Genomic DNA, 17420 nt, shown 5'->3' on the forward strand with positions numbered 1-17420 from the left:
TCAATGCGAGGCGGCGAGGGCCGACTGCGTGTCGTTGCCGGGGCTCGTGCCCAAGCTATCCAGCCGGCCGCTCCAATACGTGAGGGCCAGGGCGATCAGCACGACCAGCGCGCCAATCCAGGCGGTATGGATCAGACCCATGGATGCGACTATGTGTCCGCCGAGCCATGCGCCACCGGCGATGCCAAGGTTGAATGCGGCAATGTTCAGGCCGGAGGCGACGTCCACGGCGCTCGGCGTGTAGTGCTCGGCCTGGCGTACCACGTAGACCTGCAGGCCGGGCACGTTGCCGAACGCCACCGCACCCCAGAGCAAAACCGTCGCCAGTGCCAACCAAGGGTTGGCCGCGGTAAAGGTGAGCGTGAAGAGCACGGCGGACAGCAGTGCGAAGATCAACTTCAACGCGCTGATTGGCCCGCGACGGTCGGCCAGTTTGCCGCCCCAGATATTGCCCACCGCCACCGAGACGCCGTAAACCAGCAACACCAGGCTCACCGCGCCTTCGCCGAAGCCGCTGATCTCCTGCAGGATCGGCGCAAGAAAGGTGAAGGCGATAAAGGTGCCGCCGTAGCCGACCGCAGTCATCGCGTAGACCAACAGCAGGCGCGGCTGTTTCAGTACAGCCAGTTGCTGGACGATGGAGGCGGGCTTGCTGTGCTGGATGGTACGTGGCACGAAGATCAGGCTGCCGATAAAGGCGATCACACCGAGCAGCGACACCGCGAGAAAGGTTTCGCGCCAGCCAAACTGCTGGCCGATAAAGGTGCCCAGCGGCACGCCCGTGACCAAAGCAACCGTCAATCCGGTGAACATGATCGCAATGGCGCTCGCGGCCTTTTCTTTCGAAACCAGGCTGGTGGCGATGGTCGAGCCGATGGAGAAGAACACGCCGTGGGCGAGGCCGGTGACGATGCGCGCCAGAATCAATGACTCATAATCCGGCGACTGCCAGGCGAGCAGGTTGCCGGCAGTGAACAGGACCATGAGCGACAGCAGTAGCAGCTTGCGCGGCACCTTGCCGGTCAGGGCGGTGAGCAATGGCGCGCCGACCGCGACGCCGAGTGCGTAAAGGCTGACCAGCAGCCCGGCCGAAGGCAGGCTGACGCTGAGGTCGTTGGCGATGGTGGGGATCAGGCCGACGATGACGAACTCGGTCGTGCCGATGGCGAATGCGCTGAGCGTCAGCGCGAGCAGAGCGATGGGCATGGATTGGAACTCCGGTTTGATTGCATGGCGCGTAGTGTCTGCCGCAGACTCATGCGGAAAAACCGGGTTTCAGGCCAAACATAATTGACTGCGAGTCACAGATGAAAACCACGCTCGACGAGTTGCAAGCCTTCACGGCTGTCATCGATACCGGCTCGATATCCAGCGCTGCGGTGCAGCTGGGGCAGACGGCTTCGGGTGTCAGTCGTGCGTTGAGCCGGCTCGAAGCCAAGTTGGCCACCACGCTGCTGCGCCGCACGACCCGACGTCTGGAGCTGACGGAGGAGGGCGCGACCTTCCTGATCCAGGCAAGGCGGATTCTCGAGGCCGTAGAGGAAGCCGAGGAGCAGATGTCGCGCCGCTTGCAACACCCTGCCGGGCGGTTACGGGTAAACGCCTCGGCGCCGTTCATGCTGCACGTGCTGGTGCCGCTGATAGATGGGTTTCGCGAGCGCTATCCGGACATCGAACTGGAGCTGAACAGCAGCGACCTAATCATTGACTTGCTTGAACATCGCACCGATCTGGCACTGCGCCACGGCCCGCTGCGCGATTCCACCCTGCATGCGCGGCCGCTGGGTCGCAGCCGAATCCGTGTAGTGGCCAGCCCCGAGTATCTGGCGCGACGCGGTATGCCTCAGCAGGTAACCGAGCTGGCGACGCACAGCCTGATCGGCTTCACCCAGCCGGAAAGCCTCAATCAATGGCCGCTGCGTCACCCCCTTGGCGAAACCTGGCCCATCGTGCCGAGCGTATGGGCATCGAGCGGTGAAACGGTGAGGCATCTGGCGCTGGCCGGGCAGGGCATCGCCTGCTTGTCGGACTTCATGACCGCGCGGGACCGCGTCGAGGGCACCCTGGTCGAAGTGCTGGCTGAGGCAAACGTCCGGGTGCTGCAGCCGATCAATGCGGTGTACTACCGCAACACCGTACTGGCAACGCGCATTACCTGCTTTCTCGATTATCTGAGTGAATGCCTGGCGGAGCAGGCGTGGACGCATCACGGATGACCGGTCCGAACGATGTGAGGGTGTGCCTGCCTAATATCGCAGGTACACCTGCGAGGAGACTTTCATGCTCAGCATTGCCTTCCCAAGCGATCAGCCGCAGCCCCCTTGGCTGGCGGACGAATCGCCTCTGAACGATCTCGATGACGCCGAGAGTGACACCGAGCTGGACGACGGCGACACGCTGCCGGACGAAGTGCTCGAACAGCTGGAGAAAGAGCCGCCGCCGCCGGACCCGATGCCTGACACTGGGGTGATGTAGCTGCGGTTGTTTCCGGCGATGCGACCGGCCGCAGGCGGCCAGCGCATCGGTCTGATGCCTTACGACCGGTCGAATAAATTCGACCCTACGGACAGGGACGCAGGACCCGATGCGTTCGGTCCGGCTGCGTAGCGCCCATTTCCTGATGAATGCTGTCGGACGTGCCCATGTCCCGCGTGGGTACGCTACCTTTCGTGCACCGAAACGCAGCCAGCTCAGCACGCTGCGCATGCCAAACGTATCCATCCCTTCTGTAGAGACGAAGCATGAACAGGCGGTTGTTGATAGGAATATTGCTGATTGGCCTGCATGTGTTCGTTGGTGTCACGCTGATTCCAGATCTCCCGCTCGGGCCGCTCGGTAGCGCTCTCGCTTGGCTGTACCTCGCGCTTTCAGCCGTGCTGATGCGCTACGGCGTGCTGGTGCGAGGGGCTGGCAACCCGTTGCTGGCGTGGTCCGGACTGTTGGCGATGGGGATATTTTCCAGCCTGTCGATATTTTCACTGCTGCGTGCTTTCGTGTTGGCGCTGGGATCGCTGCTGGGCTGGGAATCGGCGGGCTTCGCGCGTGGCTCGGCGCTTGTCGTCATCGTTGCGGTGATGGCGGTGACGCTGTTCGGGGTGCTCAACGCCCGGCGGACGGCGCGGGTAATCGAGCGCGACATCGCTTTGCGGAACCTGCCCGCCGCGCTGGAAGGTTTCAGCATCGTGCAGCTCAGCGACATCCATGTGGGGCCGACGATCAAGCAGGGCTATATCGATGCGATCGTGAAGCGAGTCAACGAGCTCTCGCCTGACCTCGTCGTCATCACTGGCGACTTGGTAGATGGCAGCGTTGCCGATCTGACCGGGGATATAGCGCCGCTGGCACAGCTAAGCGCTCGGCACGGTGTCTACGTGGTGACAGGCAACCACGAGTATTACTCCGGCGCGGACAGCTGGATCGCTGAATTCGAGCGGCTGGGCATGAAGGTGCTGCTCAACCGCCACGTCCAACTCGAACACAGTGGCGCTCGGTTAGTGCTGGCGGGTATCGCCGACTATTCGGCCGAACTGTTCAGACCCAGTCATCGCAGTGACCCGGTTGCGGCATTCGCTGGCGCACCGAATGATGTGCCGCGCATTCTGCTGGCGCATCAGCCGCGTTCGGCGAAGGCCGCGCTGGAGGTGGGTTGCGATTTGCAGCTGTCGGGTCATACGCACGGCGGGCAGTTCTGGCCCTGGATGCATTTCGTGCGCTGGCAGCAGCCGTGGGTGGCGGGGCTGCAGCGTGTCGGCGAGATGCGAATCTACATCAGCCGCGGCACCGGCTATTGGGGGCCGCCGCTGCGCTTCGGTGCCCCTTCGGAAATAACCCGGATTCGTCTGGTGAAAGCCGGCGAGTGAGCGCTGTACTGCTAACTCGCCAGCAGTTCGCGGCGCAGCATGACGTAGTCCTGGCCTTCCAGTTGCCCACGGCGCAGCGGATTGCGCGTGCAGTGCGCGGCGAAGCCCGCATCGACGAAACGGTACGGTAAATGCTCGTCGCGACCGGCCGGGATGCCCAGGCGCGTGGTCTGAACGATGTCGGGACGCGCGCCGATGTCGTCTACGCGCAGCCGAGCGGGGTCCATGCGCTGAGCGTTCCACTCCGTGACGGTCAATCCCAATGCTTTGCACAGCAGGGTCTGGCCGGAGCATAGGCGAGTCAATGGACGGGGACCGCCAGCCGCTGCGGGGCTGTTGTTGCGCATGCGGGCGATGGATTCTTCGCACGACAGCGAGTCGACCCAGGGGTAGCCGGCCTTGATGCACACTGCGTTGCCGTCACCCTGCACGCTGAAGTTCAGCGAATCCCCGCCACGCGAGTAATACAGATAGAGATGGCCGGCCGGCATGAACATCGCGCGCCGTGACGGGCTGTAGCCGAGCGAGGAGTGGCTGGCCTTTTCGTCGACGTAATAGGCTTCGGTCTCGATGATGCGAGCCGACAACCACAGTCCATCGACGCAATGGCGAATCACGGTTCCCAACAGATCCTGGGCGACTAGCTGCGCGTCCCGGTCGAAAAAAGCGTCGTCGAGAAACTGTGATGGCGGTTCGGTAAGGCTGTTCATCTGCGCTCCGGCTTCGGCAAGTCTGCCTGTTCCGACCGCATAAGCAGGGCGAATATTCCGCATTTGATGAATGGATTCCGTGCCGGTCGTCAGACAGATGTCCGGGGCAGAGCCATTTTTCGGTGTTTCAGAGCGGGTGGTTCGGCCCTCAGAATTGCAAAAAAGCCCCGCTTTAGCGAGGCTTTCGGGTAGTGCAATCAGCGAGTGCCAATCTGGCAGATTCGCTTAGAGGTAACGTACTGAGTCTAAAGCCAGCCCGGCAGCACGGCGACTGCCGGCGGCAATAAGCTTTAGCGCTGCACTACGCGCGCCGAGTTGGTCGAGCCACTCTGGAGGACGCTGGCACTGTCGCTGGCGCCATACTGCGAAACGTCTGCAAAGTTTGCAGTGCCGGCTTGGCTGACAAGCGCGTAGTTGCCCTCGTTGAATTGCGAGGCCTGGATGATGTGGCTCTCACCGTTCTGCTCCAGATCCAGTTCGTTTACCTCACCCACTCCAACCTGAACGGTCACGATGCTGTTGTCGTTTCCTGTCGTCACGGCACGCAATACGTTGCCGACCGCGTTCTGCGAGAGGCTGGCCGTGTTGCGATTGCCGGTCTGCACGATGGCGATGCTGCTGTCTCTGCCGGCTTGTGCAAGTTCGATCGCGTTGTCATTGCCGGTCTGGGAAGAAACGGATGTGTTCTGCCGGCCACCTTGGCTCGCTACGACCTCGTTGCGGTCGCCATTCTGCTCGCTCGAGAAACTCATCAAGATGTCGGATTGGGTGACCGTCGCGCTGTTGTAGCTGCCAGTGCCTTCAATCTCGGCTTTCGAGGCGATCGCAGAGGACTGAACCACGGTCGCCGAATTGCCGACGCCAAAGGACAAAATCGTGACATCAGAAACACTGCCGAAGTCCTGCCTCACACTGGCAATGTTCGCAGTACCATCCTGCCAAACATAGGCCGTGTCGCCTAAGGCATCGTTCTGGAGGGTATTGCTGACGTTGTCGTTACCGTGCTGTTGGCTGGTGGATTTCGCTTCGGCGAACGATTGGTTCGCGGTAGCAGAATTCCCGTTGCCTACTTGCAGCTGGTAGAGCTCTGCTCCGACGGAATCCGACTGGGTACCCTCCGCAGAGTTCGAGCTGCCATGTTGGCCTTGTGAAATGACACTGCCGGTGGAGTTGGTCTCAGTGGCGTTTGCAACATTCTCAGAACCAACTGCCTGGTGCTGCAGGATCATGTTGCCTGAGGCAAGGCCCGCTACGGTGTAGTCCGATTGACGCGCTTCGCTGTAGTTGGCGCTGCCTTGCTGGTATTGATTGATCGAGTCGCCTATGCCGGCTTGCTGGAAGGAAATCGCTTCGTTGGACGCGCCGCCCTGGGTGATTGAGGTTGTGTTATCAATACCACCAGTCTGTGTGACAGTGGCTTGCAGCGAGACGCCGGACTGATCAACGTTGGCGGAGTTTTGAGCTGCGAATGCCGGTGAGGACATTGCAGCAATCACAGCAAGGGCAAGCGGCTTCAGGGTGCGCATGATGTAGCTCCGATTAGGTGTGTTCCTGCTTACGGAAATCAGTCCTGAATGATCACGACTGTACAAGCTGTCGGGCTTTGAAGAACCACAGCCCTATTTCCCGTCCCCACCTGATCGACCTCGATGGCCCATAGGAGCCGCCCTGATCCAGTGTTGTGGTGTTCTTTGACCCAAATTGGGTAATGACAGCACCGTTACGCTTAATGCGGTTACGAACAGTAGTGACGCGCGTCTTGAGTGCGGCTGACATGACAGACCCCTAAGTTCCATTGCCTGACGGAGGCCGGCACAGGCCCAGCCATAGCCGGGGCTGGTCTGTCTCAGCATTGAAAGCCATCTGAGGCAAATGCTGCGGGCGACAGGCAGGATCGCAAGAAGGGCGGTGAAAAGCCCGGTTCATTCCTCGTCCAATCTGTCCTGGGCGCACCTTTGTTTATCTCTGTCGTGTCGCACCATCATGCTCGCGCATACGCAGCCAGGCGTATCCCCTATTCGATTGAAAAAGAGGGACTAACGCCGTGGGAGCATCGGGACGAGCGCGCCTCGCTGGTCGTGCTCCGGCAACGAGGGCAAATGCACATTCCATTTCGTGAGTAAGTGATTCGGGTAGTTCTTGAAACAAAAAAGGCCGCGCTAATGCGCGGCCTTTTTATTGTTTCGTTACTTTCAGGAGGTTTTTTCACGCAAAACGCGCTGAAGTTACTGCTTCGACTTAAACGTTAAAGCGGAAGTGCATCACGTCACCATCCTTGATGATGTACTCCTTGCCTTCCAGGCGCCATTTGCCAGCTTCCTTGGCGCCGGCTTCGCCCTTGTATTGGATGAAGTCGTTATAGGCGACTACTTCAGCACGGATGAAGCCCTTTTCGAAATCGGTGTGAATCACGCCGGCGCCCTGGGGCGCGGTAGCGCCGACCTTTACGGTCCAGGCGCGGACTTCCTTCACGCCGGCGGTGAAGTAGGTCTGCAGGTTGAGCAGTTCGTAGCCGGCGCGGATCACGCGATTCAAGCCCGGCTCTTCGAGGCCGAGGGATTCGAGGAACATGTCCTTTTCCTCGCCATCGTCCAGTTCGGCGATCTCCGCTTCGATCTTGTTGCACACCGGCACTACGACGGCGCCTTCTTCGGCGGCGATGGCGTTGACCACGTCCAGGTGCGGATTGTTCTCGAAGCCGTCTTCGGCAACGTTGGCGATGTACATCACCGGCTTGCTGGTCAGCAGGTGGAAGCCCTTGGCCAGCTGGATTTCATCGTCACCCAGCTTCTTCAGCAGTGTGCGAGCCGGCTTGCCTTCGGTGAAGTGGGGAATGAGTTTTTCCAACAATGCCTTTTGCGCCACGGCTTCCTTGTCGCCGCCCTTGGCGTTGCGGGTGACGCGCTGCAGTTGCTTTTCGCAGCTGTCGAGGTCGGCGAAGATCAGCTCGAGTTCGATGATTTCGATGTCGCGCTTGGGATCGACCGAATTGGAAACATGAATGACGTTGTCGTCTTCGAAGCAACGCACCACGTGGGCGATGGCATCGGTCTCACGGATGTTGGCTAGGAACTTGTTGCCCAGGCCCTCACCCTTGGACGCGCCTTCGACGAGGCCGGCAATGTCGACGAACTCCATGGTGGTCGGCAGTATCCGTTCAGGCTTGACGATGTCAGCCAGTGCCTGGAGACGCGGATCGGGCATCGGTACGATGCCGCTGTTCGGCTCGATGGTGCAGAAGGGGAAGTTTTCCGCAGCGATACCGGATTTGGTCAGTGCGTTGAACAGGGTGGACTTGCCGACGTTGGGCAGGCCGACGATGCCGCAATTGAATCCCATGGTGTCTTTGCCTCGGTGTGGCTGGCAGCTGGAAAGCTACCGGCGTTGCCAAACTGCGTTAACGGCGTCGGGGTGCGCTGTGATGCAAGCGTCCTGTCCAGCCGTCGCCTAGTAGTGTGTGCTTGTGCCTCAGGCTTTCTGGCTATGCAGCTTATGCATCGCCCGCGTCCAGTCGCCCCCCAGGATCTCGGGCAGCACGTCGAAACTGAAATCGATACTGGCGTCCAGCTTTTCGCGCTCGGCCTGAGGCGCTCGCCCCAATACGTAGCCCGTCACCAGGCTACTGTGCCCGGGATGGCCGATGCCCAGACGCAGGCGATAGAAATTGTTCTGGTTGCCGAGCTTGGCGATGATGTCGCGAAGCCCATTGTGCCCGCCGTGGCCGCCGCCCTGTTTGAGCTTGGCGACGCCGGGAGGCATGTCGAGTTCATCATGGGCGACCAGGATGGACTCAGGGGGAATTCGGAAAAATCCGGCCAGTGCCGCCACCGCCTGACCGCTGCGGTTCATATAGGTGGTGGGAATCAACAGGCGGATGTCTTCGTCCTGATGGCGAAACTTGCCGACCAGCCCGAAGTATTTACGATCTACGCTGAGGTTGACGCCCTTGTGGGCGGCCAGACGCTCAACGAAAAGGGCCCCTGCGTTATGCCGGGTCTGGTCGTACTCAGGGCCTGGATTACCCAGGCCAACGATCAGTTTAACGGCGGTCACGGCAGAGGCCCTTCCTCAGGTGATGACGAGTGGATTACTCGGCAGCGCCTTCTTCTTTCGGTGCGTCTTCCTTGCTCACGCGCGGAGCGTGAACGTTGGCAACCGGCAGGTCGCTGCCATGTGCCAGGGAAACCAGCTCAACACCTTTCGGCAGCTTGATGTCAGTCATGTGCAGTACCTGACCGACTTCAACGTTGGCCATATCGACCTCGATGAACTCAGGCAGATCCTGCGGCATGCAGGAGACTTCAACTTCGTTGATGTTGTGCAGGATTTCGCCGCCCTGCTGCTTCACGCCAACCGAGGTTTCCTGGTTGATGAAGTGCAGAGGAACGATAGCGGTCAGCTTCTGGCCAGCGACGACGCGAACGAAGTCAGCGTGCAGAACGAAGCCCTTGGCCGGATGACGCTGCAGCGCCTTGATCAGAACGGATTCGTTCTGACCATCGACGTCCAGGGTCAGCACGTGGCTGAAGGAAGCTTCGTTTTCCAGCATCTTGGCCAGATCTTTGGCCAGCAGGCTGATGGACTGCGGAGCCTTGTCGCCACCGTAGATTACGGCTGGGACGAGGTTGGCGTTACGACGCAGGCGGCGGCTCGCACCTTTCCCCAGGTCGGAACGCACTTGGGCATTCAGAGTGAAGTCAGTCATTGTGTTTCTCCAGGATAACAACGCGCCCGAAACACTCGCGACCAGTGCTATCGGGCGGTTGGGCAAAAAGCCCCGCACGCGGCGGGGCACATTTTTCGTTCGGCGCGAAGAGCTAAGCTTTCGGCTTAGCGGAACATCGCGCTGATCGATTCAGCATTGCTGATGCGGCGAACCGCCTCAGCCACCATTGGCGCGATGTCCAATTGGCGAATACGGGTGCAGGCTTGTGCCGCTGCGGACAGCGGAATGGTATTGGTCACTACCAGTTCGTCGAGCACCGAGCCGTCGATGTTCTCGATGGCGCGACCAGACAGAATCGGATGCGTGCAATACGCGTAGACTTTCGAAGCACCATGATTTTTCAACGCGGTCGCAGCGTGGCACAGGGTACCGGCAGTATCGACCATGTCGTCGACGAGGATGCACGTACGGCCTTCGATATCACCGATGATGTGCATCACTTCGGACTGGTTGGCTTTCGGGCGACGCTTGTCGATGATAGCCAGATCCACGCCCAGCGACTTGGCAACGGCGCGAGCACGCACCACACCGCCGATGTCGGGGGAAACGATCATCAGGTTCTCGAAACGCTGAGCCTGGATATCATCGACCAGGACCGGCGAGCCGTAGATGTTGTCTACCGGCATGTCGAAGAAGCCCTGGATCTGATCGGCGTGCAGGTCGACGGTTAGGACGCGGTTGACTCCAACCACATCGAGCATGTCGGCCACGACCTTGGCGCTAATCGGTACGCGAGCGGAGCGCGGGCGGCGATCCTGGCGGGCGTAACCGAAGTAGGGAATGACTGCCGTGATGCGAGTAGCGGAGGAGCGGCGGAAGGCGTCTGCCATCACCACCAGTTCCATCAGGTTGTCATTGGTAGGCGCGCAGGTCGGCTGAATCAGAAAGACGTCCTTACCGCGAACGTTCTCGTTGATCTCGACACTGATCTCGCCGTCGGAGAATTTTCCGACGTAGGCGTCACCGAGGGGGATATGCAGCTGACGTACAACACGCCGGGCCAGGTCGGGGTTGGCGTTCCCCGTGAAGACCATCATCTTGGACACGCGCAGTACCTGCCTGAGGGTGGATCCGATGAAACAAAAAGCTGTTCAAAAGGCCAGGCGTTTTGAACAGCTCTCGTGAGATATGGCAGGGGCGGCTGGATTCGAACCAACGCATGCCAGGATCAAAACCTGGTGCCTTACCGCTTGGCGACGCCCCTGTGGATATAACTTTGAAGTGTTTCAGCTGTACTAACCTTGAAAGGTTATGGCAGGGGCGGCTGGATTCGAACCAACGCATGCCAGGATCAAAACCTGGTGCCTTACCGCTTGGCGACGCCCCTGTAACGTACAACCTCTAACCACTCACTCCCTGCGCCAGTTGCGCGAGCCTTCGGTGCAGCATCGAAATGTTGCGTCCTTGAGCTACGAAAGCTGGTAAATCGGCTGGAAGTTGGCGGCAAACTCTATCAGCCTCGCCTTTGTTTGGGAAGCTCCCAAACACACAAGCTCCAGTGCCGGTCATTCTTGCTGGAACAAATTTGTTCAACAAGCTCAAAGCGTTACGCACTTCTGGATAACGCTTCTCGACCACCGGCTGACAGTCGTTATGACCGCCCCCTGCAAGAAGGCTGCGAACTGTAATGGCGGGGGTATTGCGTGTCAACTCCGGGTCGGAAAATATTTCCGCTGTACTAACAGAGACTTGCGGGGCGATCACGAGGAACCACGGCTCGCTCAATTTGACCGGTTGCAGGCGCTCGCCAACCCCTTCGGCAATGGCCGCACTACCCCGTACGAAGACCGGCACATCGGCCCCGAGCGACAGGCCGATCTCCGCCAGCCGGTCCTCGCCCAGCTCTGTCTGCCAGAGATGATCGAGACCGACGAGCGTGGTTGCCGCATCGGAGCTGCCGCCGCCTATGCCGCCGCCCATGGGCAGGCGCTTGGTTAGCTCGATATCAGCGCCCTGGCGGCATCCGCCGTGGCGCTGCAGCAGACGGGCGGCGCGCACGATCAGGTTGTTTTCATGATCGACGCCGGGCAGTTCGGTGTGCAGTTGGATCTGGCCATCGGCACGAGGCGTGAAGCTCAGCTCGTCGCCATAGTCGAGAAACTGAAACAGCGTCTGCAGCTCATGGTAGCCATCGGCGCGACGACCGAGAATGTGCAACATCAGATTGAGCTTGGCCGGGGCCGGCAGGGTCAGCCTATGCATCATTGGCCGAGCTGGCGCGGCTGCCAGTCCTTGACCACCAAGGTGATCTGCAGGTCGCGGCCTGCCAGCTTGATGCGCGACGGCAGCTCGTAGCCGGCTTCTTCGCTATAGCCGAGATACTGGATGTCCCAGCCGTCTTGCTGCAGGTTGGCGAGACGCCCGTTGCCATCCAGTGCGATACGGCTGCGGCTGTCCGGCGCGGGAAGTCCGCGCACCCACCAGAGCAGATTCGATACTGGCAATTGCCAGCCGAGCTGACTTTCCACCAGCGCTTCTGGGGATTCGGCTTCGAAACGTCCCTGGCCCGCGACTTCTAGCGCGACGGCGTCTGGCCGACCAGTCAGGCGAGTGGCGCCACGCCCCAGCGGGCCGGAGAGGCGAATATCGAAATAGTCCTGACGCTGCAGCCAGAACAGCGTGCCGCTGCCCGAGTCCTGCGGCGCGCGAATGCCGATCTTCCCGCTGATCTGCCAGCCATCTATTTCACTGACCCGCGCCTTGTGAGTCGTCCAGTCTTCCTTGTTGCCGGGGCCTTCGATCGATTCCTGCGGGCCGAGACCGGCGCAGCCGGCGAGCAACAGCACGAGAGCGGGGATCAGCAGGTTGCGCATCAGCTTCATGGGTCAGGGATTCTCCGAGCCTGTCAGGCGTTTGATAGTTTCGCGCAGGATCTGGCTGTCCGGCTGTTGCTTTAGCGCTTCGGTCCAGACGGCCCGCGCTTCACGTTGTTCGCCAGACACCCAGAGCACCTCTCCGAGATGGGCGGCGACTTCGTGGTCTGGAAAGCGCTCGAGGGCTTTGCGCAACTGGGTTTCCGCTTCCTTCAGGTTGCCCAGGCGATAATTGACCCAGCCGAGGCTGTCGAGAATAGCGGCGTCATCGGGGCTGAGCCGGTAGGCCTGCTCGATGAGGGCGAGGGCTTCCTCGTATCGATCGGTGCGATCGGCAAGGGTGTAGCCCAGCGCGTTGATGGCCATGGCGTTGTCGGGTTCGCGCTCGATGATGAAGCGTAAGTCCTGCTCGAGTTGCGCCAGGTCGCCACGCTTTTCGGCGATCATCGCGCGGGTATAGAGCAGGTTGAGGTCTTCTGGAAACTGCTGCAGCGCTTGCTCGGTGAGTTGCCAGGCCGCGTCGAGGCGCTGTTGCCCAGAGAGTGCTTCGATCTCGATCAGATACAGCTGGATGGCATAGTCGGGCTGTTCGTCGCGGGCGCTGGCCAGCAACCGCGAGGCTTCTTCGTTGCGATCGAGGGTGAACAGCAGCTCCGCCTGCATCAGCTTTGCTGGTAGATATTCGTTGCCGGGACCGACCTTGGCAAATGCGCTCAACGCCTGCTCGGGCTGATTCAGCTCGCGATAGGCGCGGCCGAGGTTGAAGTGGGCCGCATCGCGATGGCTGCCGCGCGCGATCAGCTCTTCCAGATATACGATCGCTTCCCGCCAAGCCTCTGCTTCAAGGCATACCAGCGCCATGGAAAAACGCAGGTCGTCATCGCCGGGATACTGCTGGACCAGGGTGGCGAACTCGCCCATCGCCTCGTCGAGGCGATCCTGCTCGACTAGCAGGCGCGCATAGGTCAAGCGAAGGCGTTTGTCTTCGGGATGCCGGCGCAGGCTCTTCTCCAGCAGCGGCAATGCTTCCTTGCCGCGCTCGAGGATCTGCAGCAGCCGAGCCTGGAGCAGGATCGACGGGATCTCTTGCTCACTGGTGCCCTGCGCTTCGAGCAGAGCGAGCGCTTCTTCCGGACGACCGTCCTGCTGCAGCAGCACCGCCTTGCCAAATTGGAGCTGGGGGTTGTCCGGGTGTTTGATCAGCAACTGGTCGAAGCTTTTCAGCAGGCCGGTCCGGGTATCCGGGTCGGTTTCGGCGGCGGACAAGGCGAGGAAGTCGAAGTGGGTATCACCCTGACCCTGCAGCACCTTTTCCATGTATTCCATCGATTGCTCGTACCGCCCGGCACGCGCCAGCTGCACTGCCGCGGCGCGCTGGGCGTCGAGGTTGGACGGCGCGTTGCTCGCCCAGATCATCGCTGTGTCCAGCGCGGCCTGTTCGGCGCCGAGGTATTCGGCGATGCGGAATCCGCGCTCGGCAACGCCCGCGTCCTGGGTCGCATTGGCCTGCTGGAGGTAATTGCCCAGGGCGATATCGAAGCGATTGCGTTGGCCTGCCAGTTCGGCCACCAGCAGGGCATAAAGCGTGTCGCTGCTGAACGATCCATATGTGCCGGTATCTGGCTCAACGGCTTGCGGAGTGGCCTCCTCGACCGGCGGGCTGCTTTCGGGCGTGCTCTGCATGATGCTTTGGCAGCCACCGAGAAACAGAAGGGCGCTGAGGGCGAGGAGTTTTTTCATAGGGGATTACAAGGCTGGTCTGGGGTCGCGGCATCATGACACAAGCCGTCAGGCAAGCGCACGGGCTGGCATGCGAGGCGAGTAGGAAGGCTCGATAGGTACAGACAATGAAGGGCAATGGTTGTTCTGAGACAGGCGAAGTAGGAGAATCGCGCGCTCCGTTTTCGATCAGCGACCCTGCATGGCTTTCATCGCGCTTGGCATTAATCACAAGACCGCATCGGTGGACGTGCGCGAGCGTGTTGCATTCACGCCTGAACAAACGGTCGAGGCGCTTCAGCAGCTGTGCCGTGTCACGCCGACGCGAGAGGCTGCGATCCTTTCGACCTGTAACCGCAGCGAACTTTACCTCGAGCAGGACCAGGTCGAGGCCGAGGCGGTACTCGCCTGGCTGGCCAATTACCATCGGCTGAAACTTGAAGACGTCCGGGCCTGTGCCTACGTTCATACCGACGATCAGGCGGTGCGGCACATGATGCGCGTCGCGTCCGGGCTGGACTCAATGGTGCTCGGCGAGCCACAGATTCTCGGGCAGATGAAGTCGGCCTATGCCGTCGCGCGTGAGGCCGGCAGCGTTGGTCCGCTGCTGGGGCGTCTGTTCCAGGCGACGTTCAGCACCGCCAAGACCGTACGGACCGATACCGCCATTGGCGAGAGTCCTGTCTCGGTAGCCTTCGCAGCGGTCAGTCTGGCCAAGCAGATCTTCGCCAACCTTCATCGCAGCCAGGCCCTGCTGATCGGTGCTGGAGAGACCATTACGCTGGTCGCTCGTCATCTGCACGAGCAGGGCGTCAAGCGCATCGTGGTTGCCAACCGTACCCTCGAACGCGCCAGCGCGCTGGCGGAGCAGTTCGGTGCCCATGCGATCCTGCTCGCTGATATTCCGCAAGAGCTCTATAACAGCGACATCGTCATCAGCTCCACTGCCAGCCAATTGCCGATTCTGGGCAAGGGCGCCGTGGAGCAGGCGCTGAAGAAGCGCAAGCACAAGCCGATGTTCATGGTTGATATTGCCGTGCCCCGCGACATAGAGGCGCAGGTTGGCGAGCTGGACGACGTCTACCTCTATACCGTCGATGACCTGCATGAGGTGGTGGCGGAGAATCTCAAGAGTCGCCAGGGTGCCGCCCAAGCTGCTGAAGAGCTGGTTGCCGCCGGAACCGATGAATTCATGGGGCGGCTGCGGGAACTGGCTGCGGTAGACGTGCTCAAGTCCTATCGGCAGCACGCGGAGCGCATTCGAGATGAAGAGTTATTCAAGGCCCAGCGGCTGCTGGCCAATGGCGTTACGCCCGAGGATGCACTGGCCCAGCTGGCGCGAGGGCTCACCAACAAGCTGCTGCACGCACCCAGCGTTCAGCTGAAAAAACTTTCCGCCGAGGGGCGAGTGGAGGCACTGAGCGTCGTTCAGGAACTCTTCGCCCTGCCGGACAGCACGGACAAACCATGAAAGCGTCGCTGCTCAACAAACTCGACATTCTGCAGGACCGCTTTGAAGAGCTGACGGCGTTGCTTGGCGACGCCGAGGTGATCAGCGATCAGACGCGGTTTCGTGCCTATTCGCGCGAGTACGCCGAGGTCGAACCGGTCATCGCCACCTATCGTGAGTTTCTCAAGCTGCAGTCCGACCTCGAGGGCGCTCAGGCGCTGCTCAAGGACAACGATCCGGACGTGCGCGAGATGGCCGAAGAGGAAGTAGCCGACGCGCGCGCGAAGCTGGAGGAAATTGAAGCCCGCCTGCAGCGCATGCTGCTGCCGAAGGATCCCAAGGACGGGCGTAATGTCTTTCTCGAAATTCGCGCCGGCACCGGTGGCGACGAGGCGGCGATCTTCTCCGGCGATCTGTTTCGCATGTATTCCCGCTACGCCGAGCGGCAAGGATGGCGTGTCGAGATTCTCTCCGAAAGCCCGGGTGAACACGGCGGTTATAAGGAGGTCATCTCGCGCGTCGAGGGCGACAACGTCTACGCTAAGCTGAAATTCGAGTCTGGCGCCCACCGCGTCCAGCGCGTCCCGGAAACCGAGTCCCAAGGCCGTATTCACACTTCGGCCTGTACCGTCGCGGTGCTGCCGGAGCCGGATGAGCAGATCGCAATTGAGATCAACCCGGCCGACCTGCGCGTCGATACCTATCGTGCATCCGGCGCCGGTGGGCAGCACATCAACAAGACCGATTCGGCGGTGCGTATCACCCATATGCCCAGCGGCATCGTCGTCGAATGCCAGGAAGAGCGCTCGCAGCACAAGAACCGCGCCCGTGCCATGTCGTGGCTGGCGGCCAAGCTGCAGGACGTGCAGGACAGCGCCGCGCACAAGGAAATCTCCGATACGCGCAAGCTGCTGGTGGGCTCCGGTGACCGCTCCGAGCGTATCCGCACCTACAATTTCCCGCAGGGGCGCGTGACCGACCACCGCATCAACCTGACCCTGTATTCGCTCGGCGAAGTCATCGGCGGCGCGGTTGAGCAAGTTATCGAACCGCTATTGCAGGAATATCAGGCGGATCAGCTGGCTGCGTTGGGAGATTAAAGACGGCGGCAGCCTCAAGCCACAAGTTGAGTATGTGGTGTGTTGTCGTTTGAGGCTTTCGCTTGAGGCTTAACCTTATGGCAACCATTGAATCCCTGCTTAACGACAGCAACTTGCCCGATTCACCGAGCGCCAGGCTCGACGCGGAGCTATTGCTCGCGCATGTGCTGGGCAAGTCGCGCAGCTATTTGCACACATGGCCGGAGAAGGAACTCGACGCCGAGCAGTGCGGCGTCTTTACCGAATGCCTGGAGCGCCGCCGCCGTGGCGAGCCGGTGGCCTATATTCTTGGCAGGCAAGGGTTCTGGAGTCTGGATCTCGAAGTCGCGCCGCATACGCTAATTCCGCGACCGGACACCGAACTGCTGGTGGAAACCGCGCTGCAACTGATTCCGACAACAGCGGCGCAGATTCTCGACCTCGGCACCGGCACGGGTGCGATTGCCTTGGCATTGGCCAGCGAGCGTCCGGCCTGGCAGGTGACGGGTGTAGACCGCGTCGCTGAGGCGGTTGCCCTGGCGGCCCGTAACGCCCAACAGCTGCGCCTGAATAACGTGCGCTTCCATGAAAGCCATTGGTTTTCCAGGGTGGAGGGGCAGCGCTATCGGCTGATTGTCAGCAATCCGCCTTACATCCCTGCCGGCGATCCGCATCTGGCGCAGGGTGACGTGCGTTTCGAGCCGGGCAGCGCGCTGATTGCCGGTGTGGATGGCCTCGATGACATTCGCCAGATCATCGCGCAGGCACGGGCGTATCTGCAGGAAGACGGCTGGTTACTGCTGGAGCATGGCTACGATCAGGCCGCGGCGGTGCGCGAGCTGCTCGTCGAGAGCGGATTCGTCGACGTCGAAAGCCGCCGGGATTTCGGCGGGCACGAGCGCATCAGTTTAGGCCATCGACCATAATTTCATCATCCAGGAGAGCAACATGCTGAGCGATGACGAGCTGCTGCGTTACAGCAGGCAGATATTGCTGAAACAGGTCGACATCGAGGGCCAGCTGAAACTCAAACAGAGCCGGGTGCTGATCGTCGGGCTGGGCG

General features: G+C 60.9%; 16 protein-coding genes, 2 tRNA genes and 1 pseudogene. 7 read left to right on the forward strand and 12 right to left on the reverse strand.

The window, feature by feature from the left end:
- Entirely contained in the window at positions 1-1206 is a 1206-nt protein-coding gene (locus NA647_RS18780) for an MFS transporter (RefSeq protein ID WP_256059058.1), read from the reverse strand.
- A gap of 101 nt (positions 1207-1307) precedes the next feature.
- Here NA647_RS18780 and NA647_RS18785 point away from each other — a divergent pair, with 101 nt between their 5' ends.
- The 3 genes from NA647_RS18785 to NA647_RS18795 all read left to right on the forward strand — a co-directional run bounded on the left by NA647_RS18785 (position 1308) and on the right by NA647_RS18795 (position 3860).
- Entirely contained in the window at positions 1308-2216 is a 909-nt protein-coding gene (locus NA647_RS18785) for a LysR substrate-binding domain-containing protein (RefSeq protein WP_256059059.1), read from the forward strand.
- A gap of 64 nt (positions 2217-2280) precedes the next feature.
- Positions 2281-2475, forward strand: coding sequence for a hypothetical protein (locus NA647_RS18790; protein ID WP_256059060.1), 195 nt, complete (start codon positions 2281-2283; stop codon positions 2473-2475).
- A gap of 266 nt (positions 2476-2741) precedes the next feature.
- Positions 2742-3860, forward strand: coding sequence for a metallophosphoesterase (locus NA647_RS18795; RefSeq protein ID WP_256059061.1), 1119 nt, complete (start codon positions 2742-2744; stop codon positions 3858-3860).
- An 11-nt stretch (positions 3861-3871) separates the two neighbouring features.
- Here NA647_RS18795 and NA647_RS18800 read toward each other — a convergent pair whose 3' ends face one another.
- The 11 genes from NA647_RS18800 to NA647_RS18850 all read right to left on the reverse strand — a co-directional run bounded on the left by NA647_RS18800 (position 3872) and on the right by NA647_RS18850 (position 13849).
- Positions 3872-4570: a DNA-3-methyladenine glycosylase gene (locus tag NA647_RS18800; protein ID WP_256050274.1), complete on the reverse strand. Its 699-nt coding sequence runs from the start codon at positions 4568-4570 to the stop codon at positions 3872-3874.
- A 290-nt stretch (positions 4571-4860) separates the two neighbouring features.
- Positions 4861-6096, reverse strand: a complete 1236-nt coding sequence (locus tag NA647_RS18805) for a hypothetical protein (RefSeq protein ID WP_256059062.1) — start codon at positions 6094-6096, stop codon at positions 4861-4863.
- A 712-nt stretch (positions 6097-6808) separates the two neighbouring features.
- Complete coding sequence (ychF, locus tag NA647_RS18810; RefSeq protein WP_181105354.1) at positions 6809-7909, reverse strand: redox-regulated ATPase YchF; 1101 nt, start codon at positions 7907-7909, stop codon at positions 6809-6811.
- A gap of 129 nt (positions 7910-8038) precedes the next feature.
- Positions 8039-8623: an aminoacyl-tRNA hydrolase gene (pth, locus tag NA647_RS18815; protein WP_256059063.1), complete on the reverse strand. Its 585-nt coding sequence runs from the start codon at positions 8621-8623 to the stop codon at positions 8039-8041.
- Between the two features lie 34 nt (positions 8624-8657).
- Positions 8658-9275, reverse strand: coding sequence for a 50S ribosomal protein L25/general stress protein Ctc (locus tag NA647_RS18820; RefSeq protein WP_131650985.1), 618 nt, complete (start codon positions 9273-9275; stop codon positions 8658-8660).
- Between the two features lie 125 nt (positions 9276-9400).
- Entirely contained in the window at positions 9401-10342 is a 942-nt protein-coding gene (locus tag NA647_RS18825; RefSeq protein ID WP_131650986.1) for a ribose-phosphate pyrophosphokinase, read from the reverse strand.
- An 83-nt stretch (positions 10343-10425) separates the two neighbouring features.
- Positions 10426-10500, reverse strand: a tRNA-Gln gene (locus tag NA647_RS18830).
- Between the two features lie 48 nt (positions 10501-10548).
- Positions 10549-10623, reverse strand: a tRNA-Gln gene (locus tag NA647_RS18835).
- Positions 10624-10637: 14 nt separating this feature from the next.
- Positions 10638-11498: a 4-(cytidine 5'-diphospho)-2-C-methyl-D-erythritol kinase gene (ispE, locus tag NA647_RS18840; protein ID WP_256059068.1), complete on the reverse strand. Its 861-nt coding sequence runs from the start codon at positions 11496-11498 to the stop codon at positions 10638-10640.
- Positions 11498-12118, reverse strand: coding sequence for a lipoprotein insertase outer membrane protein LolB (gene lolB / locus NA647_RS18845; RefSeq protein WP_256059064.1), 621 nt, complete (start codon positions 12116-12118; stop codon positions 11498-11500). The genes ispE and lolB overlap by 1 nt, the downstream gene beginning before the upstream one ends.
- Positions 12119-12121: 3 nt before the next feature.
- Positions 12122-13849 carry a tetratricopeptide repeat protein gene (locus tag NA647_RS18850; protein WP_256059065.1) on the reverse strand — a complete coding sequence of 576 codons (1728 nt, stop codon included), beginning with the start codon at positions 13847-13849 and terminating at the stop codon, positions 12122-12124.
- A gap of 181 nt (positions 13850-14030) precedes the next feature.
- On the opposite strand from NA647_RS18850, the gene hemA reads away from it, so the two are divergent.
- The 4 genes and pseudogenes from hemA to NA647_RS18870 all read left to right on the forward strand — a co-directional run.
- Positions 14031-15299, forward strand: coding sequence for a glutamyl-tRNA reductase (gene hemA, locus NA647_RS18855; RefSeq protein ID WP_256059066.1), 1269 nt, complete (start codon positions 14031-14033; stop codon positions 15297-15299).
- Entirely contained in the window at positions 15296-16378 is a 1083-nt protein-coding gene (prfA, locus tag NA647_RS18860; RefSeq protein ID WP_256050266.1) for a peptide chain release factor 1, read from the forward strand. The genes hemA and prfA overlap by 4 nt, the downstream gene beginning before the upstream one ends.
- Before the next feature lie 77 nt (positions 16379-16455).
- On the forward strand, positions 16456-17283 hold the full coding sequence (gene prmC, locus NA647_RS18865) for a peptide chain release factor N(5)-glutamine methyltransferase (RefSeq protein ID WP_256059067.1): 828 nt from the start codon (positions 16456-16458) through the stop codon (positions 17281-17283).
- A 22-nt stretch (positions 17284-17305) separates the two neighbouring features.
- Positions 17306-17420, forward strand: a pseudogene (locus NA647_RS18870) (molybdopterin-synthase adenylyltransferase MoeB); the annotation flags it as partial.

Origin of the sequence: Stutzerimonas stutzeri (assembly GCF_024448985.1) — a bacterium.
Taxonomy (GTDB): domain Bacteria; phylum Pseudomonadota; class Gammaproteobacteria; order Pseudomonadales; family Pseudomonadaceae; genus Stutzerimonas; species Stutzerimonas stutzeri_AP.